The sequence below is a fragment of the Mycobacterium numidiamassiliense genome, assembly GCF_900157365.1.
Lineage (GTDB): Bacteria > Actinomycetota > Actinomycetes > Mycobacteriales > Mycobacteriaceae > Mycobacterium > Mycobacterium numidiamassiliense.
In genome coordinates this window covers 2,452,487-2,478,195 of the sequence record NZ_FUEZ01000004.1, presented here as the reverse complement: position 1 = coordinate 2,478,195, position 25,709 = coordinate 2,452,487, and the positions used below count along the sequence as shown (strand labels likewise).

Genomic DNA, 25,709 nt, shown 5'->3' with positions numbered 1-25,709 from the left:
TTTGCACCCCACCGCGACATTGCGGGTATCCGCGCCGGATAGTCTCGTACCCCGTGATTGGCGCCGACGAGTCTGCTTCCGGGTCCACTTCCGGACCCCGCAGCAAGCGCCTGCCAACGCTCACTGACCTGCTGTATCAGCTGGCCACCCGCAGGGTGACGTCCGACACATTGGTGCGCAAGTCGCTGCATGCCATCGATACGAGCCAGTCCACCCTGAACGCGTTCCGGGTGGTGCTCACCGAGTCCGCGCTGGCCGACGCCGCCCGGGCCGACCGGCGACGGGCCGCCGGTGACACGGCGCCGTTGCTGGGCATCCCGATCGCCGTCAAAGACGACGTCGACATTGCTGGCGTGCCCACCGCGTTCGGCACCGACGGATATGTGGCCGCCGCGACGCAGGACGCCGAGGTGGTCCGTCGCCTCAAGGCCGCAGGCGCGGTGATCGTCGGCAAGACCAATACCTGCGAGCTGGGGCAATGGCCCTTCACCAGCGGACCCGGCTTCGGGCACACCCGCAACCCGTGGTCACGCCGGCACACCCCGGGCGGGTCGTCGGGAGGCAGCGCGGCCGCGGTGGCCGCGGGCCTGGTCACCGCCGCCATCGGCTCAGACGGCGCGGGCAGCGTCCGCATCCCGGCGGCGTGGACGCATCTGGTGGGCATCAAGCCGCAGCGGGGACGCATCTCGACCTGGCCGTTGCCGGAGGCCTTCAACGGCATCACGGTCAACGGAGTGCTGGCCCGCACGGTGGCCGACGCGGCGCTGGTGCTCGACGCCGCGTCCGGCAACGTCGAGGGCGACCGGCACAAGCCGCCCCCGATCACGGCCTTCGACTATGTCGGCAAAGCGCCCGGTCCGCTGAACATCGCGCTGTCCACCCGGTTCCCCTACACCTTCTTCCGGGCCAAGCTGCATCCCGAAATCCAGGCCGCCTTACGCGCCGTCGGCAAGCAGTTGGAGCTGCTCGGGCACACGGTGGTGACCGGCAACCCCGACTACGGCGTTCGGCTGGGGTGGGATTTTCTCGCCCGGTCCACCGCGGGTTTGCGGGACTGGGAGGAGCGGCTGGGCGACGGCGTCGACCTGGACCCGCGCACCGTCGCCAATCTGCGCACGGGCCACTTCCTGGGGCAGGCCATTCTGCGCAACACCCGCCTGCACGAGCCGGCGCTGCAGTACCGAGTGGGTTCCATCTTCGACATCGTCGACGTGGTGCTGGCCCCCACCACCGCGCAACCACCGCCGCTGGCCCGCTATTTCGACCGCTTCGGCAGCTACCGCACCGACCGGGCGATGATCCGCGCGTGCCCGGTGACCTGGCCGTGGAACGTGCTGGGCTGGCCGTCGATCAACGTGCCGGCCGGGTTCACCAGCGAGGGCCTGCCGATCGGTGTACAGCTGATGGGGCCGGCCGACAGCGAAGGCATGCTCATCTCGCTGGCCGCCGAACTGGAAGCGGTGAGCGGGTGGGCGACCAAGCAGCCGACGGTGTGGTGGGACCACGAGCACATCCAGCCACACAGCTAGGACGCGCTAAAAGCCAAGTCGGCCAAGCTGTTTGGGGTCGCTCTGCCAGTTCTTGGCGACCTTGACCCGCAGGTCGAGATAGACCTTGGTGCCCAGCAGCTTCTCGATCTGACCGCGCGCCGCGGTCCCCACTTCGCGCAGCCGTTCCCCACCCTTGCCGATGATGATGCCCTTCTGGCTGTCCCGCTCGACGTAGAGCACCGCGTACACGTCGATCAGGTCATCACGGTCCGCGCGCGGGTTGACCTCGTCGATCACCACCGCCAGAGAGTGCGGTAGCTCGTCACGCACGCCTTCGAGGGCGGCCTCGCGGATGAGCTCGGCCATCAGGGTTTCTTCGGGCTCGTCGGTCAGCTCACCGTCCGGGTAGTAAGCCGGGCCAATCGGCAGCGCCCCGGCCAGCACGTCCATCAGCACGCCGACTTGCTCACCGGTCGTCGCCGAGACCGGAACAATTTCGGCGGCGTTGTCGACCAGCTCTGCGACAGCGACCAGCTGTGCGGCCACCCGATCCCTGGGGACTTTATCGATCTTGGTGACGATGACGACGAGGGTGGTTTTGGGAGCGACCGAACGGATCTGCTCGACGATCCAGCGGTCCCCCGGACCGATCGCCTCGTCGGCCGGGATGCACAGCCCGATGATGTCGACCTCGGTATAGGTGTCGCGGACCAGGTCGTTGAGCCGCTTGCCGAGCAGCGTGCGCGGCCGGTGCAGACCCGGGGTGTCGACCAGGATGATCTGAAAGTTCTCCCGGTGCACAATCCCGCGAATGGTGTGCCGGGTGGTCTGCGGCCGCTTCGACGTGATGGCCACCTTGCTGCCGACCAGAGCATTCGTCAGGGTGGACTTGCCGGTGTTCGGTCGTCCCACGAAACACACGAAGCCCGAATGGAATTCAGTCATGGCCGTCTTCTCCGTCGGACCCGTCGGACCCGTCGTCGTCAACCGGGCTCAGCAGCACGGTACCGATCCGCACCCGTCCGCGATGGTCGGGGCCGCCCTCGGCGTGCAGCCGCAGACCGTGGGACACCACCTCGGCGCCGGGTAGCGGAACTCGGCCCAATTCGAGCGCAAGCAGGCCACCGACCGTGTCGACGTCGAGATCTTCGTCGAATTCCACGCCGTACAGTTCACCGACGTCTTCGATCGGCAGTCGCGCCGATACCCGAAAATGCTTGTCGCCCAAGTCTTCTATCGGAGCTGTCTCTTCGGCGTCGTATTCGTCTGCAATCTCGCCGACGATCTCTTCCAGCACGTCTTCGATACTGACCAGGCCGGCGATCGCGCCGTATTCGTCGACCAGTAGCGCCATGTGGATCCGGTCGCGCTGCATTTCCCGCAGCAGGGCGTCGAGCGGCTTGGAGTCCGGCACGAACACCGGGGGGCGCATCACCTGGGCCACCGTGATGTCCCGACCGCCACCGTCGGCCAGAAACGTCTGCTCGACAAGGTCTTTCAAGTACACGACCCCGACGATGTCGTCGACGTTTTCACCGATCACCGGAATGCGGGAATGCCCGCTGCGCACGGCCAGGTTGGTTGCTTGACTGGCGTACTTGTCGCTTTCGATCCAGATCATCTCGGTGCGTGGCACCATCACCTCACGGGCCGGCGTGTCACCGAGTTCGAAGACGGACTGAATCATCTTGCGCTCGTCGGCGGCGACCACGCCACGCTGCTGAGCCAGATCGACGACCTCGCGCAATTCGATCTCGGACGCGAACGGACCGTTGCGCAAGCCGCGTCCCGGTGTGATCGCGTTACCGACCAGCACCAGCAACCGGCTGATGGGCATCAGCAGCCACGAAATCGCCTGCAGCGGAAGGGCCATCACCAACGCGATCGAGTACGCGTTCTGGCGCCCGAGGGTCCGCGGGCCCACCCCGATAATGACGAAGCTGACCAGCACCATGATGATCGCGGCCCCGAACAACCCCCACCGCAGGCCGAAGTTGTCGTAGAGAAACACCACCAGCAGCACGGTCGCGGTGATCTCGCAGGTGTTGCGCAGCAGCACGACCAGGTTGATATAGCGCGGCCGATCGACCATCACCTTGGCCAGCGAGCGGGCGCCAGGTCGCTCGTCGCGCACCAGTTCCTGCACCCGCGCCAAAGACACCGTGCTGATGGCCGCATCGATCGCCGCGAACAGCCCACCCAAAACGACCAGAGCGATCGCGCCGAGTAACTGCGACAGGCCCGTCAATTCTGCAGATGCCTTGACTCGGCCGCGGACTCCGTTATGGCCTCGGCGCTTTGTCTTCGACGGTTGACCCACCAGAGGACGGCGCCCACTCCTATCGCCAACGACCCGAACCGCAACAACGCCGGCCACAAGGATTCGGCTTTGGCGGGTGGGGCAGGTTGAACGGGCTCCTCGTGGGTCGCCAGCGCCACCAAGAAGTTGCCATTGTCGGTCGGCCCGGCGCCCGGCAGCGACTGAGTCTTGGTCACCTTGATTTGGGCACCGCTGCCGGCATCGTTGGCCTGACCCCAGGCCACGGTGGAGTCGTCGAGTAGGAACATGTCCTGGTTGCCCACGGTCTGGTCATCGGAGTGACCCACCACCTGAACCCGGCCCACTTCCACGATCTGATTGTCGGTCGGGACGTACGCCGAGACATTCTGGTACACGGCCGGCGGCGCCGGCGCGACGTACTCCGGCGGCGGTGGGCCGCCATTCCAGTCCTTCGGCGGTATCCAGGCCCCGCCGGTGAAGCTGCCCGCGACCACGACACTGTCGCCGACCGCCGTGAACGGGACCAGCCCCGCCGTGGCGGCATCGAGAATGATCCGCCCGCCGGCCGGCAGATAGACGTCCCGGTAGTTGTCGCCGTAGAAGTAGCGGAAGGTCAGCGCCTGCGTGAGCGGGTTGAACAGCACCGGGCGGTGGTACTCGTCGTAGTCGACGTACTCCCACACCCGGGGCCGGGTCAGCGTCTGATTGTCGACCTTGACGGTGTCGATGCTGGCGCCGTGGCCGCTCATCACCGCCTCGAGCTGGTGGTCGAAGTCCACCTGGCTCGGCGGGCTGGGCGGGTTGGCCGGGTCAACCCGCGCCGCCGGGGCCGCCTTGGCCGCCGCGATCGCCTGCGGCGGCGCGTCCACGTGTTTGGGCGGCGCCACCACCAATGTGGTTTTCGGTGCCCCGGGGCTCGGTGGATTGATCTTCGGGGTCTGCACCGGAACCTGGGTTGCCGGACGTGAGCCGGGCGGGACGGGGGCCTCGATGGTCGGCACCCACGGCGGCGGCGCCACCTGCGGCAGGGTGCTCGTGGCCGGCGCGACGGGGCGGGGCGGATTGTCGTTGTCGCACACCTGCGTCGAGGGGGTGTGATACGCCCCCACCAGAAAGCGGCAGTACGAGCAGCGTGCGGGGGTTGACCCGGCACCCGCACAGGGAGCGGCGTGGGTGACGCCGGGCGCGGCGACCAGCACCGCAAAGGGCGCGAACGCTATGGCGGCCGCCGCCGCGATCCCGAATGCTCTCATCTGCAAGTTGCCTTGACGTGTATTCCTGATCTGCTGACGCCCCCTGCGTATATCCCACCACGCTGCCCGGCGACCACCGCATTTTCGCAGGTCAGAGGGCAGCGAACGGTCGGTTCAATTGTCGAAGAACCTTGACTTGTCCAACAGCCGGCGATCTCTTTCGTCCTGCCGATCGAGATGATAGGCCGCGACCTGCTCGGCGACCCATTCCTCAAGCAGCCGCCCCTGCAGGGCGAACATCTCCTTTTCCTCGTCCTGCTCAGCGTGATCGTAGCCAAGCAGGTGCAGCACACCGTGAATCGTCAACAGCGCCAGCTCGTGTCCGAGGCTGTGGCCAGCGGCGGCGGCCTGTTCGGCCGCGAATTCCGGGCACAGCACAATGTCGCCCAGCATCGACGGCCCCGGCTCGGGGGCGTCGGGACGGCCGCCCGGCTCGAGCTCGTCCATCGGGAAACTCATCACGTCGGTCGGGCCCGGCAGGTCCATCCAGCGCATGTGCAGGTCGGCCATCGCGGCGGTATCCAGCAGCACCATCGACAGCTCGGCGCCCGGGTTGACGTCCATTTTGGCGATGACAAACCGCGCGACGCTGACCAGTTCGGCCTCCGAGACGTCGATGCCCGACTCGTTGGATACTTCGATGCTCATTGGCTGCTCATGGGATTACTCACCGCAAGCATTATCGGCGAGTGCGGGTACCCGAAGCGCGCCGGGCCGCCCGATTCATCCCAGCGCCGGGCTCCTCGTGTCGGGCGTAGGCGTCGACGATCTCGGAAACCAGCCGATGGCGCACCACATCCACGCTGGTCAGCTCGGCGATGTGAATGTCGTCGACGTTGTCGAGGATGTCGATCGCCGACCGCAGCCCCGATCGGGCGCCGCCGGGCAGATCGATCTGCGTGATGTCCCCGGTGACCACGATCTTGGATCCGAAACCCAGGCGGGTGAGGAACATCTTCATCTGCTCGGCGGTGGTGTTTTGCGCCTCGTCAAGCACGATGAAGGCAGAATTCAGGGTCCTTCCCCGCATATAGGCCAACGGGGCGACCTCGATGACCCCGGCGGACATCAGCTTGGGGACCAATTCGGGATCCATCATCTCGTACAGCGCGTCATACAGCGGCCGCAGATACGGGTCGATCTTCTCGCTCAGCGTGCCCGGCAAAAAGCCAAGGCGCTCACCGGCTTCCACCGCCGGACGGGTCAAGATGATGCGGCTCACCTGCTTGGACTGCAGGGCGTTGACCGCTTTCGCCATGGCCAGGTAGGTCTTGCCGGTGCCCGCGGGCCCGACGCCGAACACGACGGTGTTGGCGTCGATGGCGTCGACGTAGCGCTTCTGGTTGAGCGTCTTGGGCCGGATCGTCTTGCCGCGGCGCGCGAGGATGTCCAGGGTCAGTACCTCGGCCGGCGACTCGTCTCCGGTGCCCACCAGCATGGCGACGCTGTGGCGCACCACCTCGGGGGTCAGCGGCTGGCGATTGGCCACGATCGCGATCAGCTCGGAGATCGCCCGCTCGGCCAGCGCGACGTCGGCCGGTTCACCGCTGAGCGTGACGGTATTGCCGCGCACATGCAGGTCGGCGCTGAGGGTGCGTTCCAGCGCACGCAGGTTTTCGTCTGCCGAACCCAGCAGGCCCATGACGAGATCGGGCGGAACGTCGATACTGCTGCGCACCTGAGCGTCGGCCTGCAGGGCCCCAGCTGCGTCAGCAGCGCTGGTCTCGCGTGGCGTCACGTGGTTTCCGATGCCTGCCTTCTCGGCTTGTCAGGGTGTATGCGGCTGCCTCAGTCTACGCCGGGGGCCGGGGTTGGTCAGCTGTCAGCGGCATGCTCGGCCCGACCTCGCCGGGCTGATCCCACCGCGGGGTGAGCACACCCAGCGCGCCCAGCGCGACGGCGGCCGCGCTCGTCGTCCGCAGCACCTGCGGGCCCAGCCGGACCGCGACGGCGCCGGCATCGGTGAGCGCGGCGATCTCCCCCGGTGCGATACCACCTTCGGGCCCGATCAGCAGCATCAGCGAGTTCGCTTGCGCGACAGCGATATCGGCGAGCCGGCTGGAGGCCGACTCATGCAAGGCCAGCACCAGCACGCCGGCGGCTACGTCGTCGCGGACCCGGTGTGTGAGCGCCGCGGTGGACAGCACGCCGTCGACGGGCGGGATGTGCGCCCGCCGCGATTGCCGGGCCGCCGACCGGACCACCGCACGCCACCTGCGCAGGCCCTTGTCGACCCGGGCGCCCTGCCAGCTGGCCACGCAGCGGTCCGCCTGCCAGGCCACGAACGCATCCGCGCCGGCCTCGGTGGCCAATTCGATCGCCAACTCCGAACGCTCGGACTTGGGCAGCGCTTGCACCACCGTCACGGCCGGCTGGCCGCCCGCGACGCTCCACCGGTCCAGCACCCGGGCCGCGAGCCCGTCACGCCCGGCCTGCTCGACCACGCAGTGGGCCAGGCCACCGGCGCCGTCGCCGAGCACCAGCTGCTCGCCGGGCCGGATGCGGCGCACCGTGGCGGCGTGAAACCCTTCGTCGCCGTCGACGACGGCCAGCTCGCCGGTGTCCGGCAGGGCATCGACGTAGAACAGCGTCGCCACCATGGGCGCGGCTAGCGCCCGGTGAACGTCTCGCGCAGCCGGCTGAACAGGCCGCTGCCGCTGCCATTGTGCGTCGAGCGGACCTCGGCCACATCGCGGCTGCGACGGGTCTTCAGCTCGCGCAGCAGGTCGGCGTCGTGGTGGTCGAGCCGCGCGGGAACCACCACCTCGACGTGGGCATGCAGATTGCCGCGGGTGGTGGACCGCAGCTGCGGCATCCCGTGGCCCCGCAGCGTGATGATCGCGCCCGGCTGAGTGCCGGGCGGAACGACGATCTCACTCATACCGTCCAAGATGGCGTCGACGCTGACCGTGACGCCCAGCGCCGCGTCGACCATCGGCACCGAGATCGTGCAGTGCAGATCGTCCCCGTCGCGCACGAAGATGTCATGGGCCTGTTCGTGCACCTCGACGTACAAGTCACCGGCCGGTCCGCCCCCGGGCCCGACCTCGCCCTGGGCGGCGAGCCGCACCCGCATGCCGTCGCCGACTCCGGCGGGAATCTTGACGCTGATCTCGCGGCGGGCCCGCACCCGGCCGTCGCCCATGCACTGGGTGCACGGGTCGGGGATGACGACGCCCACGCCGCGACAAGTGGGGCACGGTCGTGCCGTCATCACCTGGCCCAGCAGCGAGCGCTGCACCGTCTGCACCTCGCCGCGGCCACCGCAGGTGTCGCACGGGATCGGCGCCGAATCGCCGTTGGTGCCCTTGCCCTGGCAGCGGTCACACAACACCGCGGTGTCGACGGTGACCTGTTTGGTCACTCCGGTGGCGCACTCTTCGAGATCCAGCCGCATCCGCAGCAGTGAGTCCGAGCCCGGACGCACCCGCCCGATGGGGCCGCGGGAGGTCGCACCCCCGCTGAAGCCGCCGCCGAAGAAGGCCTCGAACACGTCGCCCAAACCGCCGAACCCGCCGAACCCGCCGGCCGCCGAGGCGGCGGCGTTTTCCAGTGGATCCCCGCCCAGGTCGACGATCCGGCGTTTCTCCGGATCGCTGAGCACCTCGTAGGCGGCGCTGATCTCCTTGAACTTCGCCTGCGCGGCCTCATCGGGGTTGACGTCGGGATGCAGTTCGCGCGCCAATTTCCGGTACGCGCGCTTGATCTCCGCATCGCTGGCGTTTCTGCTCACGCCGAGCAGCCCGTAATAGTCGCGTGCCACGCTTGACTCTCTCCTATGAGGGGTCTGAAGCCGCTTCTAAGCGGCTGTCCACAAACTTGTCAGGTGCGCGGTCATCGAGCACCCAGGACCTCGCCAATATAAAGAGCAACTGCGGCGACCTTGGCGATAGTTCCCGGATAGTCCATCCGGGTGGGTCCCAGCACACCCATGCCGCCGTAGACCGTGTCGGCGTTGCCGTAGGCGGTGGACACCATCGAGGTGCCCACCATCTGCTCGACGGCGGTCTCGTGGCCGATTCGCACCGTCACCTTGCCGGCCTCCTGCTGAGCGGCCAGCAACCGCAGCACCACCACCTGCTCCTCGAGTGCCTCCAGAATGGACCGCAGCGACCCCCCGAAGTCCGCGGCATTGCGGGTCAGGTTGGCCGTGCCGCCCATCAGCAGGCGCTCTTCGGTGTGCTCGACCAGCGACTCCAGCAGCACCGTAGCCGCGCGGCCGACGGCATCGCCCAGCCCCCCGGCACCGCTGAGCTGGGACGCGAGGTCGGCCACCGCGATCGAGGCCGCCGACATCTTCCTGCCCTCCAGCGCCTGGCCCAGCATCTCGCGCAGCTGGGAGAGCTGGTGATCGTCGATGACATCGCCGAGCTCGACGATGCGCTGATCGACCCGGCCGGAGTCGGTGATGACCACCATCAGCAGCCGCGCCGGGGTCAGCGCGATCACTTCCAGATGGCGGACGGTCGACGCCGACAGTGTCGGGTACTGAACGACCGCCACCTGCCGGGTCAGCTGGGCGAGCAGCCGCACCGCGCGCCGCAGCACGTCGTCCAGGTCGACGCCGGACTCCAGGAAGCCCAGGATCGCGCGCCGCTCCGCCGTCGACATCGGTTTGACGTCGTCGAGCCGGTCGACGAACTCGCGGTAACCCTTCTCGGTGGGCACCCGGCCGGAGCTGGTGTGCGGCTGGGTGATGTAACCCTCGGCCTCGAGCACGGCCATGTCGTTGCGGACGGTCGCGCTGGACACACCGAGGTTGTGCCGCTCGACGAGGGATTTGGAACCGATGGGCTCCTGGGTGGCGACGAAGTCCGCGACGATGGCGTGCAGCACCTGGAAGCGACGGTCGTCGGCACTGCCCATGAGCCCCACCTCCTTGATCGTGTCCATTTTACGGTCTCAGGAGGTGCCGGCCTGCCATTAGCAGGGCGTCGCCCCGCGCCGCGGACGTTTTCTCGGGCTAGCCTATCCAGCATGTATGCGTCGGGCCTGGGTGACGCCGCGATGAAGATCCGCCGATGATCTTCAAGGGCGTGCGGGACGGCAAGCCGTACCCCGAACACGGTCTGTCCTATAAGGACTGGTCTCAGATACCGCCACAGCAGATTCGGCTCGACGAATTGGTCATGACCACAACGGTTCTCGCGCTGGATCGCCTGCTCTCGGAGGACTCCACCTTCTACGGCGACCTTTTTCCGCACGCGGTGCGCTGGAAGGGCGTCATCTATCTGGAAGACGGCCTGCACCGTGCGGTGCGCGCCGCGCTGCGGAATCGCACCGTGTTCCACGCCCGGGTGTACGACATGGATGTGCCGCTGAGCCAGCAGACGCAGGGATCGGGTTCGACGTTCAGGCAGTGACGGTCACGTTTGCCCGGCGCCCGGGGTCGACGTAGTGAGGACCGATTAACGGTCCCCACCGCTGTTCGGAAGGATCGCCATGTCCCGCCTTCAAGGAGTCTCCGACCACGACGCCGGCCTGGGCGCCAAGATCGCCTTCTTCTTCACCAAACGCCAGCTCACGCAGATGACCGGACTCGAGACCGCGGGCATGCTCGAGCCCCTGCGGATGTACGCCCACATTCCCAGGCTGCTCAACGCGTACGGCCGACTCGAGCAGGCCGAATCAAAACTGGACATCCTCAGTCCCCGGCAGCGCGCACTGGCCGAGCTGAAGGCGGCGACTACGGTGCGCTGCGAATACTGCATCGACCTCGGTTCACAGATCGCCCGCCAATGGGGCCTCTCCGACGAAGAGCTGCGGTCCATCTCCAATTACCGCGTTGCCCCGTGCTTCTCCGACGTCGACAAGCTGATCCTGGAGTACGCCGCCGCCATCAGCCGCACGCCGGTCGAGGTGAGCGACGCGCTTTTCGACGGCCTGCGCGCGCACTTCGACACCGCGCAGATCGTCGGCCTCACCCATGTCATCACGCTGGGCAACCTGCGGGCGCGGTTCAACATCGCCCTGGGCATCGGATCGTCGGGCTTCTCGGGTGCGCGAGTGTGTGCGCTGCCCGACGATGGCTGCTGACGGTGCACTCAGCTGAGCCGCCGCTGGCGGCGCGGTTCGAGGCGGCCCGGCCGCGGCTGGGTGCCGTCGCGTATCGCATGCTGGGCTCGATCGAGGACGCGCAGGACGCGGTGCAGGAGGCCTGGCTACGGCTGAGCCGCAGTCCGGCGGAGGGCATCGCCAACCTGGATGCGTGGCTGACCACCGTGGTGGCCCGGATCTGCCTGAACACCCTGCGCGATCGCCATGCCCGCGGTCGCGAGGAACTGGTTGCCCAGCTGCCGGATCCGATCGTGGACGCCCACGACGCGTCCGACCCCGAGCACCGGGCCATGCTGGCCGACGCGGTGGGCCTGGCGATGTTGGTCGTGCTCGACACGCTGCCGCCCGCCGAACGCCTGGCCTTCGTCCTCCACGACGTCTTCGCCGTCCCGTTCGACCGGATCGCGCCCATCGTCGAGCGCACGCCGGAAGCCACCCGCAAGCTGGCCAGCCGCGCGCGCCAGCGCATCGCCCATGCCCCGATTCCCGACGCCGACCTGGCCGCACAGCGCGCGGCCGCCGATGCGTTTTTCGCCGCCGGGCGAGCGGGCGACTTCGACCGGCTGGTGTCGGTGCTGCATCCCGACGTGGTGCTGCGCGGCGACTTCGGTTCCGGCCTCGTCCACGCCGAGGGCGCATCGTCGGTGGCCAAGCTGGCCCGCGGCTACGCCGGACCCGAGCGGGCGGTGCTTGCCGCGACCGTCAACGGCGCCGCCGGCGCGGTCATCCTCGTCGACGGTCGGCCGACGGCGATCATGGCCTTCGTGGTGCGCGCCGGACGCATCGCCGCGATCGACGTGCTGGCCGACCCGGCACGCGTCGCGAAGATCGACGTGAGCGCGGTGACCGACTAGCCCGTCGCCGCCGCCGCCTGAATCAGGGCGATCGCGGCGTCGTGCTGCAGCACCCAGTTGCCGCCCTGTTGGACGAACACCAATTGCTTGGTGACCGGTCCCGCGAACTTCGGTCCCCCGATGGCGACCTGGGCGGCGGCCGTGTTCGGGCCGGCCGGCACGATGTTCGTCACGGTGAACGTCTCCGGGAAGTTCCCGTTCCGGTAGGCCTTGCGCAGATCGTGGTCGGCTACGTGGCCCTCGTCGGGATTGATGCCGTTTTCAACCAGGCCGGTCTTCGTGGAGTAGCCCGTACCGGGGTCGGTGGCCTGGATGCAGAGGTTGCTCAGCTGCTCCGGGGTCGGCAGCCCCTGTCCCACCGGCGCCGGGGCCGGAGGAGGCGGCGGCTCCTGCGGAAGCGGCCCGCCGACCGCGGCCAATTGCACCTGGGCGGTCGGCGCCGCGACCGCGGCGATGCCTGCGGCTGCGCCGCCGATGACAGCCAGCGCGGCCGCGCTGATAACTACGGATTTCATGGTTCCCCCTTCGATGCTGTGAACGTACCGGATGCGGATCAGTGGCCCGCGGCTTGGATGAGCTGCATCGCCGACGCGCGCGACAGCACCCACCCGCCCTGGTTGATGAACGTGAGGTTCTGCGTCACCGGGGTCGTGATTCTCGGGCCCGAGACCACAACATCGGCCGTCACGGAACCCGCGGCGCCCGGTTGAATGTTGCTGATGTTGAACGACAACGGGAAGTCCCCCTTGTCGGCAGCCTTCTTGAACTCGTGGTCGGCGAGGTGTGCCTGGGTCCCGCTGATGCCACCCTCGACCAGATTGCTCTTGTTCGCGAACGGAACGCTGGGGTCGGCGAGGCTGTTGAGCACACCCGTCAGCTGGTCCGGGGTCGGGACGTTGGCGCCGGGGGCCGGAGCGGGCGCCGGCGGCGGGTCTTGCGGAAGCGGCGCGCCGAACGCGGCCGGCCGCACTGGCGTCGCACCCGCGGTCGCCGCGATCGACGTCATTCCGATGGCTGCTGCGCCGATGGCGCCCAAAGCTGCTAGTCCGGTGGCAACGGCTTTCACGGATCTCATGGTTTCCCCTTCAATAGCCATGGACGTGACGGACAGTCGCCCGACGCCATCGCATGGTGTAGCTGGTGCAATTGTGCACCCTGTGACAGATGCTACGTGGGATTGACCTGGCTAATCTGTGCGTAACCTATGTAACAGCCCAGAATTTTGGCCGCCGGCTAGTCGGCCTGGGCAGTACAGCTAGTCGGCCCCCTGGCGCTTACTTAGCGAGTCACGCAGGCTTTTCGGCCGGATATCGGGCCAATTCTTCTCGGCATACTCCAGGCACTCCGCGCGCGACGCCTCGCCGTACACCACCCGCCACCCGGCCGGAACGTCGCTGAACGTGGGCCAGAGGCTGTGCTGCTCCTCGTCGTTGACCAGCACAAAAAACGTGCCGTTCTCGTCATCGAACGGGTTGATGCTCATCGCTTCTCCATCATGGTTTGGTACCTCGATACATTCGCCGGGCCGGCCGCGGAGCCGAGCACCCGGTCCGACAGCAGCCCGAGACAGCTTAGGTTGGGAAATCCGGGCCCCTGCGTCAGTCCGGACAGGTTCGGCAGGAACAGCTTGGGGTTGACGTCGGTGACGGCCAGGTCATACCCGATCGATTCCTGCAGGCGATCAGCGGTCAGCGGGCCGCCCAGCCCCAGCTCGAGCAGGTCTAGCGCGTCCTGGCTGAACAACGACGTGAACCACAGCGGGTCGGCACCGGAGCCGTCGATGACGAGATCGAAGCCGTGCACCGTCTCCAGGTTCTCGCTCCCCCGGTTGGTGGACAGCGTCAGCCGGATCTGACCGTCCCGGCCCACCGCGTGGGCGACCCGGCCGCGCAGGTGGTGGATGCGGTCGTCGGCCAGCAGGGCTTCTTGCACGGTGGCGGAGAATACCCCGCGATCGGTGCGGGCCAGCGCGTCGCGACGTTCTTGCAGAGTCAGGGCGGTCCAGTCGGTGGGGTCGGAGAACAGCGAGTTCTCGAAAAAGCCCTCCCCGCGGGTGAACAGCGTCACCTGGGGCGAGATCACGGTGATCGTCGAAACCCGGTGCCGGAAAAGCTCATTGAGCATCGATGCGGCCGTCTCGCCGCCGCCGATAACCGCTACCCGCTCGGCGGTGATGCGGTCGTGGCCGGCGGCACGATCCCAGAACTGCGCGATCGACAGCACCCGCGGGTTTCCGGGCAGCAAGGATTTTTCGGCTTGGCCTGGCCCGGTAATCATCAAAGCGTCTGCGTGCACAGTGGATTCGTCGGTGTGCAGCGCCCAGCGATCGCCGGTCACCGACAGCCCGTCGACCTCGCCGTGCACCACCTTCATGCCAACGTGGTCGGCGACCCAGGCCAGGTATTGGCTCCATCCGCGATGCGGCGGCGCCGGGCGGCCCCGGTCAATCCACTGGGCGAACATGGAATTCGCGATCAGATAGGACTGCCAGCTGTACCGCGTCATCCGCTCGTCGAGTTCGGCGTTGCGGCGCGGCACCAAGGACGACCGGTAGGGAAAACCGACGTCTTTTTCCGGGCTGGTGCCCAGCCGGTGCGCCCCGTCGGTCCAGCCGCCGCTCGCCTGCCAGTTGGCCCCAACCCCGGTGCGCTCGACGGCGATGACCTCGGGCGCATCGACACCCATGTCGCGCAGTACCGATGCCTTGGCCGCCACCGCCACCGCCTTGACGCCGGCTCCGAGGACCGCAAGTGTGCTCATTTCACCATCTCCCGCAGGGATTCAACCCACAGTTGTTGCAACGCAGCGATATCCGCGTCGTCAAGAATGTCGGCCGGCGCCCGCCACTGCGCGGCCAGAACCCGCTGCCCATCGTGGGGCAGCACGGCGGCCATGATGGTGAGCTCATGGCGCACCGCCAGGTCCGGCTCCGGCTGCGGCGATACCCCGGCGAGGAGCTCGCGCGACGGCGTCAGCGTGGTCCCGCCGCCCGTGTGTGCGGCACCCAAATAATTCAGCAACAGCTGCGGGCCGGGGAATTGGGCCAGGCGTGCCGCGGTGTCGGCCCGCAGGTAGCGCAGCAGCCCGTAGTCGAGTCCGTCACCGGGGATCGCGGCGAGCCGCTCCGCCACGCGCCGCGGGTCGGCCGAATCCACCCGCACCGGATACATGGAGCTGAGCAGTCCGACCGTGTCGCCGGTGTCGATGGTGTATGCGCCCGGCACGTCCACCAAACTGTCTGCGCGGCCGTGCGTTTCGAGCGCCAGCAGCGGCGGCGGCGTGGCCTGGCCGCGGGATCGCCGCCATCGCGTGACCATCGTCGCGGTGGCGGCGATCAACAGAGTGGGCAGCGGCAGACCGGAATCCAGGAGCCGGCGAGTGACGTCGGCGTCGGCAGCGACCATGCGCACGATCAGATCGCGAGCCCGGTCGCGGGCCGGGTCGAGCCGCCGCGCGCCGAGGTCCGGATCGTCGCCCTCGAGCTGGGCGGTCCAGAATTGCTCGGTGTCCAGCCGATCGGCTCGCTCGAAAAGTGCTGCGGCCCAACGCCGATAGCTGGTGTGCTCGCGAATCGGTGCGGGCGCGTGGCCGGTGGCCAAGGCCTGCAGCGCCCCGTCCAACTCGCCGAGAACCACTCGCCACGACGCCGGATCCATCGCCAGTACGTGTGCGGCCAGCAGCAACACGCTGGGCCCTGTCGCGGGCCGAAGCCATGTCGCGGTCAGTAGCTTTGCGCGTTCGGGGTCCAGGCGCTCGACGGCCTGCGCGACGTGCCCGGGCACGGTTGCCTGCAGGTCGTCGCCGGCCGGCACCTCGGTGAGGACGTCGGCGAGCACCTGCGCGGGCGGCACCGGAATAAGGACCATGGCCGCGCGGTCCAGCCGACTGTGCAGCGTCTCGTGCGCCTCGACTACGCCGGCTAGCGCGGCGTACAGATGCTCGCGGCTGACGGTCTCGGGCAGCCGGATGGCTTCGGTCTGCGCGAGCCGACGCGGCTCGCCGTATTCGTAGAGCCAGCGGCCGTTGGGCAGCAACGGCATCGGCCCGGTGCTCTCCTCGTCGTCCCGGGCAGCGACCACGGCCTCGGAGTCGATGGCTTCGGCCAGCTCGCGGATGTTGGCGCATTCGAGAACGAGCCTGGCACGCAACGCAATTCCCCGGGCACGCGCGGCCTGCACCACCGAGAGCGCCATGATGCTGTCCACACCCAGCTGCAGGAAGTCGGCGGCGACATCGACCCGGGGTCCCCCGCCAGCGGGTGCCCCCAGATGCAGCAGCTCGGAAAGCACTTCGGCCAGTGCGGATTCGGTGGCCGTCTCGGGTTCGCACGCGGCCGCGGTGGCTTCGACGGCGTCGAAGGTGGCCAGCGCGGCTTCGTCGAGCTTGCCGTTGGCGGTCAGCGGGATCTCATCGACGGTGACGATGCGATGCGGAATCATGTAGCGCGGCAGCCGGGATCCCAGCATGCCGCGCAGCTCCGCGGCCGACGGGGTCTGCGCCGCCGCATCGACGACGACATAGGCGGTCAGCCGCGCGGCCCCATGGGGCTGCCGCACCAGCACACCGGCGTGCCGAACGGAGGGATGCGATTCGAGCGCGGCGGCGATCTCGCCCGGCTCGACCCGGTAGCCGCGAATCTTCACCTGCGCATCCGCGCGGCCGACGAACTGCAGCGAGGCGTCCGAGCCTCGCCGCACCAAATCGCCTGTGCGGTACATTCTTTCACCATCCGCGAACGGATCGGCGATGAATCGGTGGCCAGTCTCGGCGGCGCGACCAAGATATCCGCGGGCCAGCTGGGCGCCGGACAGGTAGAGTTCGCCGGTCGCACCGCACGGCACCGGACGCAGCGCGGAGTCCAGCACGTAGGCGCGGGTGGGCCCGGTCGGTCGCCCGATCGACGGCTCGTCGTAGTCGGCGATGGCCGCTACCACCGCCTCGACGGTGGCCTCGGTGGGTCCGTAGCAGTTGTGGGCCGTCAACCCCGTGCGTCCGCACTCGGAGCGGATCAGCGCCCACGCGGACGGGCCGATCGCTTCCCCGCCCAGTGCCAGAACCGCCAGTGGAACCGTGGTCAGCAGACCGCATGCGGCGAGTTGGGTAAACATCGATGGCGTTGTGTCGATCATGTCGACGCCGTGGTCGGCGATCGCGGTCGTCAGTGCTTCGGCGTCGGTCTGCGTGGATTCGTCGACGACGTGCACCCGGTGGCCGTCGAGGAGCGCCACCAATGGCTGCCAGGCCGCGTCGAACGCGAACGACCACGCGTGCGCGATCCGCAGCGGTCGGCCCAAATGGGCGGCCGCGGGCCGCAACACGGCGTCCAGATGATCGTCGGCGTAGGCACCGAGCGCAGCGTGAGTTCCTATGACGCCCTTGGGTTCTCCGGTCGTTCCCGAGGTGAACACGACGTAGGCCGCCTGCCCCGGCGCCACGTCGACCGGGTGGAAGTCGTGTTGTCGGCCGGCGGCCACCAGTTCCTCGTCGACAATGATCGACGCACCCGTCTGGCGCAGAATCGACGCCACCCGCTCTGCGGGCATCGCCGGCTCCATCGGCACGCACATACCGCCGGCTTTGAGCACCGCCAGCATGGCGACGATGTAGTCGGGGCCCCGGCAAAGTCGTATCGCGACCGGGGTTTCGGCCTTGACGCCGCGAGCGGCGAGCTGGGCGGCGAGTCCGTTGGCGCGGGAGTCCAGCTCGCGGTAGCTCAGCGTGCCGCCCACCCAGCTGACCGCGGTGTTGTCCGGTGTCCTGGCCGCAACCTCGGCGACTCGGGTGTGGAAGCCGTCCGTTGCCGACGGTGTGAGTGTGCGCGCCGTGCGCAGCGGGATCTGCTCGCCGTCGAAGAGGACGCTGATGGCGCGAAGCGGTCGATCCCAGTCCCGCAGTAGCCGCTCCGCGGTGGCCACTACCCGCTGCCCGAGGGTCAGCGGTGACGTGGCACCCAGCGCACCGTCGATCACCTCGACCAGCACCACCAGTTCGCCGGCGGCCATGTGCGCCGCGACCGCGACGGGGAAATGGGACAAGCTCTGCAGGGCGTGCGGCTTGAATGTCGCACCGGCAGCGCTGAATTCCCCGTTGGCGGCCAGACCGTCGAGTGGGAAGTTCTCGTAGACCAGCAGGGTGTCGAACATCTCCCCGACCCCGCCCAGCGCCCGCAGTTGTGCGTGCCCGAGATAACTGTGCTCCCGCAGCAGCGCGGCGTTGCGTTGCACGTCGCGGCATTGCTCCCCGGCGCTGCGAGCCGGATCGAGGCGCACCCGCATCGGCACGGTGTTGATGAACAGGCCGATCATGGTTTCCACGCCGGTCAATTCGGCGGGCCGGCCCGACACCGTGACCCCGAATACCACGTCGTGGGTGTCGGTCAGCCGGGACAGCACCAGCGCCCAGGCCATTTGCATCAGGGTGTTGACGGTGACGCCCCGTGATCGGGCACCGTCGACGAGCCGGCCGGTTGCCTCGGCCGTTACGCGCAATTCGGTGCTGCGCGGCAACGCCTGTTGTCGTCCCTCGACCGCGTCGGCCGAGCCCAGCGACGCCGAGAGCAGGGTGGGGCCGGCCAGACCCGCGAGGTGCTCGCGCCAGATGAGTTCGCTGGCCGCCGGCTCGCGACCGGCCAGCCAGCCGATGTAGTCGCGGTACGGTCGCGGAGCGACGGGCAGCGCCGACGGATCGCCGCCCGCTTGATACAGGATCATCATCTCGTTGACGAACACCGGTAACGACCACCCGTCGATCACGATGTGATGGGCGGTCAGCACCAAACGCCATTGGGCATGCGGCAATTCGATGAGCAGGAAGCGAATCGCCGGGCCGCGCTCCAGATCGAACGGCCGCTGGCGTTCGCCCGCCTCCAGCGCCGTCACCTCCTCGGGTGCGGCGGTGACGGCCCGCCAAGGCAGCTCGACCCGGGACGGCACGATCTGCACCGGGCGCGCAATACCCCGGCTGAAGAAGCTGGCCCGCAGGTTCGGATGTCGGGTCAACATCTTTGTCGCGCAATCGCGTAACAGGTCGACGTCGAGGACACCGGAGATGTCGGCGGCCATGCCGATCAGATACGGGTCGTCGGCCGACTCGCCTTCGGCGAACTCGGCGAGAGTGGTCAGCGAATACAGGCCCTCCTGCAGGGGGCTCAGCGCCATCACATCCTCGATACCCGGCGGGGTATCGGTTCTGGCAGCGGTCATGCCGTACCGTCGCGCGACGATGACCAAAGCTCGGTCACCGCAGCCAGATCCGCGGGCGACAATCCCGATGTGGTCATCGGCTCGAACCGGGTATCGGCGTGCCCGTCGGACCCCTCGATGTCGGCTTGGGTGCCGTCCAGCGCATCCAGCGCGGCCGCCAGCTCCCGCACGGTCGGTTTCTCGAAGATCATCCGAGGGCTCACGGCGAGGCCGGCCGCGCGGGCCCGCGCCGCCAATTGCACCGACAAGATGCTGTCGCCGCCGAGGGCGAAGAAGTCGTCGGACCGCCCGACCTCGGGAGTCGACAACAGTTCGGCGAACACCTTGGCCAGTGCGCCTTCGGTGTCGGTGCGCGTCGGTTCGATCTGACCGCTGGTGCTCACCGCAGGCCGCGGCAGGCCGGGACGATTCAGCTTGCCCGACTCCGTCTTGGGCAGCGCGTCGAGCACGGTCAGCGACGAGGGAATCATGTATCCGGGCAGCGTACCCGCGATCGCGGTGCGCACCGCGATCGCAAAGGCCGCCTTCTCGGTATTGTCGGCGATCGGCCTTTGTGGCACAACATATCCGGCCAGCGAGGTGCCGCCGTGCAGGTCCCAGGTGCGGGCCGCCGCGGCGGCAACACCGTCGGCCGCGGCCAGTGCGGCCTCTACCTCGGCCAGCTCGACCCGAAAGCCGCGCACCTGGACCTGGTGGTCCGCGCGGCCGACGAACTCCAGTTGGCCGTCCTCGGTCCAGCGGGCCAAGTCGCCGCTGCGATACAAACGCGAACCCGGCTCGGCGGCAAAGGGATTCGCCACGAACCGGGACGCGGTGAGGCTGGGCCGCTTCCAGTAGCCGCGGGCGAGCTGGTCGCCCGCGTAGTACAGCTCGCCGACCACGCCGACCGGCACCGGGCGCAGCCCATCATCGAGCAGATAGGCTTCCGCTCCCGGAAGCGGCTTGCCGACAAGCGGATTGGGTAGACGCAGCCGCCCACGGGATACCGCGCCCGAGGTCTCGGTGGACCCGATGTTGTTGAGCAGCTCGGTGTCACCATCGGCACATGCGGCCACCAGCCGCTGCAGCAGCGACGTGCTGACCGGTTCCCCGCCGCACACCAGCCGCGACAGCGATCGCACCGCGCCGGCCTCGGTGTCGACCAGCGCCGAGACCAAACTCGGCACCGCAGTCACCTGCGCAACGGAATGCCGGTTCATCAGTGCCACAAGCGCTTCCGGGTCGCGCAGCTCGGTGTCGTCGGCGAGGATCATGGTCGCACCGGCCGCCAGGCCGGCCAGCATCTCCATACCCCCCTCGAGGAAGGTGATCGAGGCCTGCGCCAGTCGAATGTCGCGGGCCCGCGGCCGGTAGTGCCGCAGCTGCCAGTCCAGCCGGGCCGACATGGACCGATGGGTGCCCACCGCGCCTTTAGGCTTGCCGGTGGATCCGGAGGTGAACACCAGATACATCGGATCGTCGGGGTCCGGCAGCGGCAGCTCCAGTGGGTCCGCATCGGAGTTCTCCACCGCCGCACGCACCCGCGGGTCGTCCAGTGAAAGCACAGCAACCCCAAGCACTTCCGGCATGGTGTCGAGTGCTTCGACGGTGGCCAGCACGACCGGCGGCACGACGTCGTCGAGCATGAATTCCTTGCGCGCGAGCGGATAACCGGGATCGATCGGGAAGTACCCGCCGCCGGCCTTCACGATGGCGACCAGCGCCACCACCAGGTCGATGCTGCGCCGCATCGACAAACCGACCAGCGATCCCGGCCCGACGCCGTGGCGGACCAGCAACGCCGCCAGGTTGTCCGAACGGCGATGCAGCGCGGGGTAATCGATCTCCTCGTCGCCGCAGCGCACCGCGATCCGGTCGGCCCCCCAGCCTCGGCTGGGCGCCAGTACTTCCGGAATGGTGCACGGCCGGTCGTGCGGCGCCGCTGCGCCGCGGCTCCAGTCCGCCACCAGGCGGCGTTGTTGGTCGGTGTCGATCAGCCGGACGTCTCGCAAAGTCTGGTCGACGTTGTCGGCAAACTCGGTGACGATGCGAGTCAGCCAGCCGGCCAGTCGCTCGATGGTGGCCCGGCGGTACAGCTCGGTGCGGAAGATGACCGCGCAGTTGTACCCGGTGTCATCCGACCCGTCGGTCCCGAAGAAGTTGACGGACAGATCGGCATGCGCCATGTCGAAGGTGGGGTCCAGCGAGGTGCATACCGTGTCCTGGCCGCCGGCCTCGGGCGCAGCGTCGATCACCCGGGTGGCGGGCAGGTGGTCACGCACGTGCACGACGACCTGGAACAGCGGGTTGCGCGACAGCGACCGCACCGGGCTGACGCTGTCGACCACCCGGTCGAACGGCAGATCCTGATGGGCGTACGCGGCCAGCGCCGTCTCCCTTGCCCGGCTCAGCACGTCGCGCAGCGTCGGGTTGCCGGACAGGTCGTTGCGCAACACCAGAATGTTGACGAAAAAGCCGATCAGTTGCTCTAATTCGGCCTCGGTGCGACCGGCGACGGGTGTGCCCAACGGAATGTCCACGCCGCCACCGGCTTTGTGCAGAACCACCGCGACGGCCGCCTGCAGCAGCATGAACTCGGTGATGCCCAACTCGCGGCACAGCTCGGCGAGTTTGGTGCGCGTGGCCGCATCGATACGGAAGTCGACGGATTCACCTTCGCCGCTCGGCACCGGCTGACGTGGAAAGTCGGGACGCAACCCCGTGTCCTCGGCCAGCCCGGCGAGCTGAGACGTCCAGTACTCCCGCTGCTCGGTGGCAACGGCGGACTCCTGACCGCCGCTGTCGCCCAGAAACGCCCCCTGCCACGCCGCGTAGTCGGCGTACTGCACGCGAAGCGGCGCCCACGACGGCGCCTCCCCGGCGCGCCGGGCCCGGTAGGCGGCGATGACGTCGGCGAACAACACCCCCGCCGACCAGTGGTCCGAGGCGATGTGATGGACCACCAGCGACAAGGCATGCTCGGCGCCGGTGTCGAACACCGCGACGCGGATCGGCCCCTCGCTGTCCAGCTCGAAGCAGTACCGGCGCTCGGCGTCGAGCCGCTCCTTGAGCCAGGTCTCGCTGTCGCTGTGGGCGCCGTCCCACGCCTCGCGGCGGACCGTGAGCTCACCCGCCGGGTTGACCACTTGATAGGGCACCCCGTCGATCTCGACGTAGCTGGTGCGCAGGATCTCATGGCGCGCAACGACGTCGCCGGCGGCCGCGATCAAGGCGTCGACGTCCCATGGCCCGCTCAACTTCGCGGCGAACGGAATGTTGTTGACCCAGCTGGGCCCCTCGACGCGGTACGCGAACCAGCTGCGCAGCTGCGACGACGACAGCGGCAGCGGCTCGTCGTGGGCGGTGGCGATCAGTTTGGGCCGCGACGGCGCGAGCTCCCCCGACCGCAGTTGGTCGACCCGCTCGGCCAGCAGGGCGACCGTGCCGAGTTCGAAGATGTCCCGGATGCCGACCTCGACCCCGCAATCCGAGCGGATCGCGGCGACCAGTTTGGTCGCCACCAGCGAGTGGCCGCCCAGGTCGAAGAACGAGTCGTCGACACCGACCCTGTCATGACCGAGCAGCCCGGAAAACAGTGCGGCGATGCGGCGTTCGGTGGGCGTCGTCGGGTCCCGGTATTCCGCGCCGGCCGCGATCTCAGGCTCGGGCAGCGCGGCGCGGTCGATCTTGCCGTGCGCCGTGATCGGAATCTCGTCGAGCACCACGTAGGCGGCCGGCGTCATGTAGTCGGGCAGCGCCGCGGCCACCCGGGCGCGGATGCGCTCGACCTCAATGGTTTCCGTGCTGCCGCCGTCGGCCGGGGTCACGTAGCCCACCAGACTCTTGCCCAAGCCGGGCAGGTCGACGGCCAGCACGACCGCCTGTCCGACGCTGGGGTCGACCGAGATGGCGGCGGCGATTTCGCCCAGTTCGATGCGGAAGCCGCGGATCTTCACCTGCTCGTCGGCGCGGCCGACGAACTCGATGTCACCCTCGGCGTTGCGACGAGCCAGGTCGCCCGACCGGTACAGCCGCGCGCCGGGGGTGAACGGGTCGGCGACGAAACGTTCGGCCGTCAATCCCGGCCTGCGGTGATATCCGTGCGCGACATGTGTTCCACCGACGTAGATTTCGCCGATGACCCCCACCGGGACCGGCTGCAGCGCATCGTCGAGCAGATAGACCTGCGTGTTGATCTTGGGCCGACCGATCGGCACCACCCGGGCGCCCTGAGCGCCCTGCACCGGATAACTGGTGCAGTTGACCACGGTCTCGGTAGGTCCGTAGAAGTTGTAGAGCAGCGCATCGAACGTGGCGTGGAACTTGTCGGCGATCTCGCCGGGCAGCGCCTCACCGCCGATGGGGACACGGCGCAGGGTGCGCCACTGCTTGACGCCCGGCAGGGACAGAAACAGCCCCAGCAGCGACGGCACGAAATGCATCGAGGTGATGCCTTCGCGGCGCAGCAGTTCGGTCAGATAGCCGATATCGCGCAGTCCGTCGGGCCGCGGAATCACCAGTCGCGCACCACAAATCAAGGTGCCGAAGATCTCGCCCATGGATACGTCGAAGCTGGGCGAGGCGACCTGCAGCAGCCGGTCGGTCTCGTCGACCTTGTATTCGTCGCCGAACCAGACGAAATACTCGGCGATCGGCGCGTGGGACACCGGAACACCCTTGGGCAGTCCGGTCGAACCGGACGTGTAGATCAGGTAGGCGGTGTTCTGCGGGCCCAGGGGACGAATCAACGCCGCGGGCTCGTTTACCGGATAGTCCTTAAGGGAGGAAATCGGTTCGCGCAGCACCAGTTTGGCGTCGGCGTCCTCGAGAATGAAGGTCACCCGGTCCTCCGGGTAGGTCGGATCCACCGGCAGGTAGACCGCGCCCGCTTTCAGGATGCCCAGCCCCGTGATGACGAGTTCCGGCGACTTGTCCAGCAGAACCGCGACCCGGTCCTCGGTACCGATGCCTTGCTCGATGAGCCAGTGCATCACCCGATTCGACTCTTCATCGATCTCGCGATAGGTGTACTCGCGGCCCTCGTAGACGACGGCGACGGCATCGGGTGACAGCGCCGCGCGCCGCTTGACCAGGGCAGGCAGCGTGGCGGCCTCGGTGGTGAACTCTTCACCCGTCGACATCCCGCGCAGCCATTCGGCGTCGTCGTCGTCCATCAGCGCACACGCCGACAGCGCCGCGTCCGGGTTGGCGAGCGCGCTGTCCAGCAGGACCGCATAGTGGCGTAGCAGCTGCTTGACCAGCTCACGATCGAGAACCTCGACCAGATACTCGGCCTCGACCAGCCCGCCGCTGATGCCGTGGGGCGACCGGGTCAGTTCAACCATGAAACTCAGGGGCAGCTGGTTGAAGTGGCCGCGCAATTCGCCGCGCTCGCAGCGCACTCCGGGCGGGCAGAAGCCGGCGCCGTCGGCGTCTCGCTGGCCGAAACTCACCCGGGTCATCCGGTCCGCGCCATGCCGGCGATCGGGATTGGACTCGCGCACCAGCCAGTCCAGGTCGGCGCGCGAATGCGCGAAAGCGCCCACCGCGCTATCCCGGGTCTGGGTCAGCAGGTCCCGGAATGTCTGGTGCGACTGCGGCCGCAGCCGAATCACCACGGTGTTGCCGTGGTAACCGATGGCGTCCTCGGTGCCCACGCCGCGATTCAGCACCGGGGCCGCGATCAGGAAGTCGGTCGATCCGGTGTAGCGGTGGACCAATGCGCCGAAGGCGGCCATCAGGACCATGTACGGGGTGGCGCCCATTTCCCGGGCCAGCGCGGCCGCCCGATCGACCGTGGACGCCGGCAGCTGCGCCGTCGCCCGCTGCGCGCGCCACGTACTCGGCACCACCGAACCGTTCGGACCCGGAAGTTCAAGTGGTTCAGGGAGGTCCGTGATCAGCGGCCGCCAGAACTCCAGGTCCGCGTCCCGCCGTGCGGCCTCGTCGGAGTCCGCGACGGGAGCCGGCACCGTGGGTGCGGCGGCGAAATCCTCCGGGTCGGCGTATGCGCGCGTCAGGTCGGCGAAGAACGGCGCCCACGAACCGTCGTCCCAGGCGATGTGGTGGGCGGTGATCAGCAACATCACCTCGTCGGCGGACAGGCGCGCGGCGGTGACCCGCAGCGGCGAATCCTTGGCCAGGTCGAATGGCCTACCAAAGTCGCGCTGCGCCAACACATCCAGCCGCAGCCGCCGCGACTGATCGGTCAACTCGGACAGGTCGTGTTCGGCCCAGTGCGGACGCAGCTCCGCGCGAACCACCGGCCGGGGGTCGCCCTCGTCATCGACGTCAAACGTTGTGTGCAGTACGGCATGCCGCGCGGCCACCGCGTCGACGGCCTCGCGCAGCCGCACGACATCGACCGCGCCCGTGATGCGATAGGACACACAGATGTTGAGCAGCGCGCCGTCAGGGTCGACCGACTGCACGAACCACATCCGGTGCTGACCGGCAGAGACGCGCGGCCCGTCGAGGGTCGCGACGGCCGACCCGCCCGCGGGCCTGGCCAGCCCGCGTTCGGCGATCTTGCGGCGCAATAATTCCAGCCGCTGTTCGTCGAGCCTGGCGCCGGCACCGCTGATTTCAGTCAC

General features: G+C 68.4%; 17 protein-coding genes and 1 pseudogene. 4 read left to right on the top strand and 14 right to left on the bottom strand.

Features of this window, described 5'->3' with window-relative positions; translation table 11 throughout:
• The first annotated feature begins 53 nt into the window (after positions 1 to 53).
• Entirely contained in the window at positions 54 to 1,529 is a 1,476-nt protein-coding gene (locus MNAB215_RS20210; protein WP_077080386.1) for an amidase, read from the top strand.
• Between the two features lie 6 nt (positions 1,530 to 1,535).
• On the opposite strand, the gene era is transcribed toward MNAB215_RS20210, so the two are convergent.
• The 8 genes from era to hrcA form a co-directional block, all read right to left on the bottom strand.
• Positions 1,536 to 2,435, bottom strand: a complete 900-nt coding sequence (gene era, locus MNAB215_RS20205) for a GTPase Era (RefSeq protein WP_077080385.1) — start codon at positions 2,433 to 2,435, stop codon at positions 1,536 to 1,538.
• The gene (locus tag MNAB215_RS20200) at positions 2,428 to 3,738 is read right to left on the bottom strand and encodes a hemolysin family protein (protein ID WP_077080384.1); all 1,311 of its coding nucleotides are present in this window, start codon (positions 3,736 to 3,738) and stop codon (positions 2,428 to 2,430) included. The genes era and MNAB215_RS20200 overlap by 8 nt, the downstream gene beginning before the upstream one ends.
• Positions 3,735 to 5,024 (bottom strand): hypothetical protein, encoded by a 1,290-nt coding sequence (locus tag MNAB215_RS20195; RefSeq protein ID WP_077080383.1) that lies wholly within the window; start codon positions 5,022 to 5,024, stop codon positions 3,735 to 3,737. The genes MNAB215_RS20200 and MNAB215_RS20195 overlap by 4 nt, the downstream gene beginning before the upstream one ends.
• A gap of 114 nt (positions 5,025 to 5,138) precedes the next feature.
• Positions 5,139 to 5,672: an rRNA maturation RNase YbeY gene (gene ybeY / locus MNAB215_RS20190; RefSeq protein ID WP_077080382.1), complete on the bottom strand. Its 534-nt coding sequence runs from the start codon at positions 5,670 to 5,672 to the stop codon at positions 5,139 to 5,141.
• A gap of 31 nt (positions 5,673 to 5,703) precedes the next feature.
• A complete protein-coding gene (locus MNAB215_RS20185; protein WP_077080381.1) occupies positions 5,704 to 6,762 on the bottom strand; it encodes a PhoH family protein in 1,059 nt (352 codons plus the stop codon).
• A gap of 55 nt (positions 6,763 to 6,817) precedes the next feature.
• A complete protein-coding gene (locus tag MNAB215_RS20180) occupies positions 6,818 to 7,624 on the bottom strand; it encodes a 16S rRNA (uracil(1498)-N(3))-methyltransferase (protein WP_077080380.1) in 807 nt (268 codons plus the stop codon).
• Positions 7,625 to 7,632: 8 nt separating this feature from the next.
• On the bottom strand, positions 7,633 to 8,787 hold the full coding sequence (dnaJ, locus tag MNAB215_RS20175) for a molecular chaperone DnaJ (protein WP_077080379.1): 1,155 nt from the start codon (positions 8,785 to 8,787) through the stop codon (positions 7,633 to 7,635).
• 71 nt (positions 8,788 to 8,858) lie between these two features.
• Positions 8,859 to 9,890, bottom strand: coding sequence for a heat-inducible transcriptional repressor HrcA (hrcA, locus tag MNAB215_RS20170; protein ID WP_077082183.1), 1,032 nt, complete (start codon positions 9,888 to 9,890; stop codon positions 8,859 to 8,861).
• Positions 9,891 to 10,045: 155 nt separating this feature from the next.
• On the opposite strand from hrcA, the gene MNAB215_RS20165 reads away from it, so the two are divergent.
• From MNAB215_RS20165 to MNAB215_RS20155, 3 genes are all read left to right on the top strand, one after another.
• A complete protein-coding gene (locus MNAB215_RS20165; RefSeq protein WP_077080378.1) occupies positions 10,046 to 10,387 on the top strand; it encodes a type II toxin-antitoxin system VapB family antitoxin in 342 nt (113 codons plus the stop codon).
• A 79-nt stretch (positions 10,388 to 10,466) separates the two neighbouring features.
• Positions 10,467 to 11,060: a carboxymuconolactone decarboxylase family protein gene (locus MNAB215_RS20160; protein WP_077080377.1), complete on the top strand. Its 594-nt coding sequence runs from the start codon at positions 10,467 to 10,469 to the stop codon at positions 11,058 to 11,060.
• A gap of 2 nt (positions 11,061 to 11,062) precedes the next feature.
• Positions 11,063 to 11,935 (top strand): sigma-70 family RNA polymerase sigma factor, encoded by an 873-nt coding sequence (locus MNAB215_RS20155; protein ID WP_077082182.1) that lies wholly within the window; start codon positions 11,063 to 11,065, stop codon positions 11,933 to 11,935.
• Here the strand turns inward: MNAB215_RS20155 and MNAB215_RS20150 are convergent.
• The 6 genes and pseudogenes from MNAB215_RS20150 to MNAB215_RS20125 all read right to left on the bottom strand — a co-directional run bounded on the left by MNAB215_RS20150 (position 11,932) and on the right by MNAB215_RS20125 (position 25,709).
• On the bottom strand, positions 11,932 to 12,450 hold the full coding sequence (locus MNAB215_RS20150; RefSeq protein ID WP_077080376.1) for an MTB12 family secreted protein: 519 nt from the start codon (positions 12,448 to 12,450) through the stop codon (positions 11,932 to 11,934). The genes MNAB215_RS20155 and MNAB215_RS20150 overlap by 4 nt on opposite strands.
• Before the next feature lie 38 nt (positions 12,451 to 12,488).
• Complete coding sequence (locus tag MNAB215_RS20145) at positions 12,489 to 13,010, bottom strand: MTB12 family secreted protein (RefSeq protein WP_077080375.1); 522 nt, start codon at positions 13,008 to 13,010, stop codon at positions 12,489 to 12,491.
• Between the two features lie 180 nt (positions 13,011 to 13,190).
• Entirely contained in the window at positions 13,191 to 13,418 is a 228-nt protein-coding gene (locus MNAB215_RS20140; protein WP_077080374.1) for an MbtH family protein, read from the bottom strand.
• A pseudogene (mbtG, locus tag MNAB215_RS20135) lies at positions 13,396 to 14,695 on the bottom strand (NADPH-dependent L-lysine N(6)-monooxygenase MbtG). The gene MNAB215_RS20140 and the pseudogene mbtG overlap by 23 nt, the downstream one beginning before the upstream one ends.
• Positions 14,692 to 19,137: a non-ribosomal peptide synthetase gene (locus MNAB215_RS20130; RefSeq protein WP_077082180.1), complete on the bottom strand. Its 4,446-nt coding sequence runs from the start codon at positions 19,135 to 19,137 to the stop codon at positions 14,692 to 14,694. The pseudogene mbtG and the gene MNAB215_RS20130 overlap by 4 nt, the downstream one beginning before the upstream one ends.
• Positions 19,134 to 25,709, bottom strand: coding sequence for a non-ribosomal peptide synthetase (locus MNAB215_RS20125; protein WP_077080372.1), 6,576 nt, complete (start codon positions 25,707 to 25,709; stop codon positions 19,134 to 19,136). The genes MNAB215_RS20130 and MNAB215_RS20125 overlap by 4 nt, the downstream gene beginning before the upstream one ends.

What these genes read in the sequence shown, in the direction of transcription:
- era (WP_077080385.1), bottom strand. Translation starts at nt 2,435, where the DNA reads ATGACTGAATTCCATTCGGGCTTCGTGTGTTTCGTGGGACGACCGAAC.
- MNAB215_RS20195 (WP_077080383.1), bottom strand. Translation starts at nt 5,024, where the DNA reads ATGAGAGCATTCGGGATCGCGGCGGCGGCCGCCATAGCGTTCGCGCCC.
- ybeY (WP_077080382.1), bottom strand. Translation starts at nt 5,672, where the DNA reads ATGAGCATCGAAGTATCCAACGAGTCGGGCATCGACGTCTCGGAGGCC.
- MNAB215_RS20180 (WP_077080380.1), bottom strand. Translation starts at nt 7,624, where the DNA reads ATGGTGGCGACGCTGTTCTACGTCGATGCCCTGCCGGACACCGGCGAG.
- hrcA (WP_077082183.1), bottom strand. Translation starts at nt 9,890, where the DNA reads ATGGGCAGTGCCGACGACCGTCGCTTCCAGGTGCTGCACGCCATCGTC.
- MNAB215_RS20165 (WP_077080378.1), top strand. Translation starts at nt 10,046, where the DNA reads ATGATCTTCAAGGGCGTGCGGGACGGCAAGCCGTACCCCGAACACGGT.
- MNAB215_RS20160 (WP_077080377.1), top strand. Translation starts at nt 10,467, where the DNA reads ATGTCCCGCCTTCAAGGAGTCTCCGACCACGACGCCGGCCTGGGCGCC.
- MNAB215_RS20150 (WP_077080376.1), bottom strand. Translation starts at nt 12,450, where the DNA reads ATGAAATCCGTAGTTATCAGCGCGGCCGCGCTGGCTGTCATCGGCGGC.
- MNAB215_RS20145 (WP_077080375.1), bottom strand. Translation starts at nt 13,010, where the DNA reads ATGAGATCCGTGAAAGCCGTTGCCACCGGACTAGCAGCTTTGGGCGCC.
- MNAB215_RS20140 (WP_077080374.1), bottom strand. Translation starts at nt 13,418, where the DNA reads ATGAGCATCAACCCGTTCGATGACGAGAACGGCACGTTTTTTGTGCTG.
- MNAB215_RS20130 (WP_077082180.1), bottom strand. Translation starts at nt 19,137, where the DNA reads ATGACCGCTGCCAGAACCGATACCCCGCCGGGTATCGAGGATGTGATG.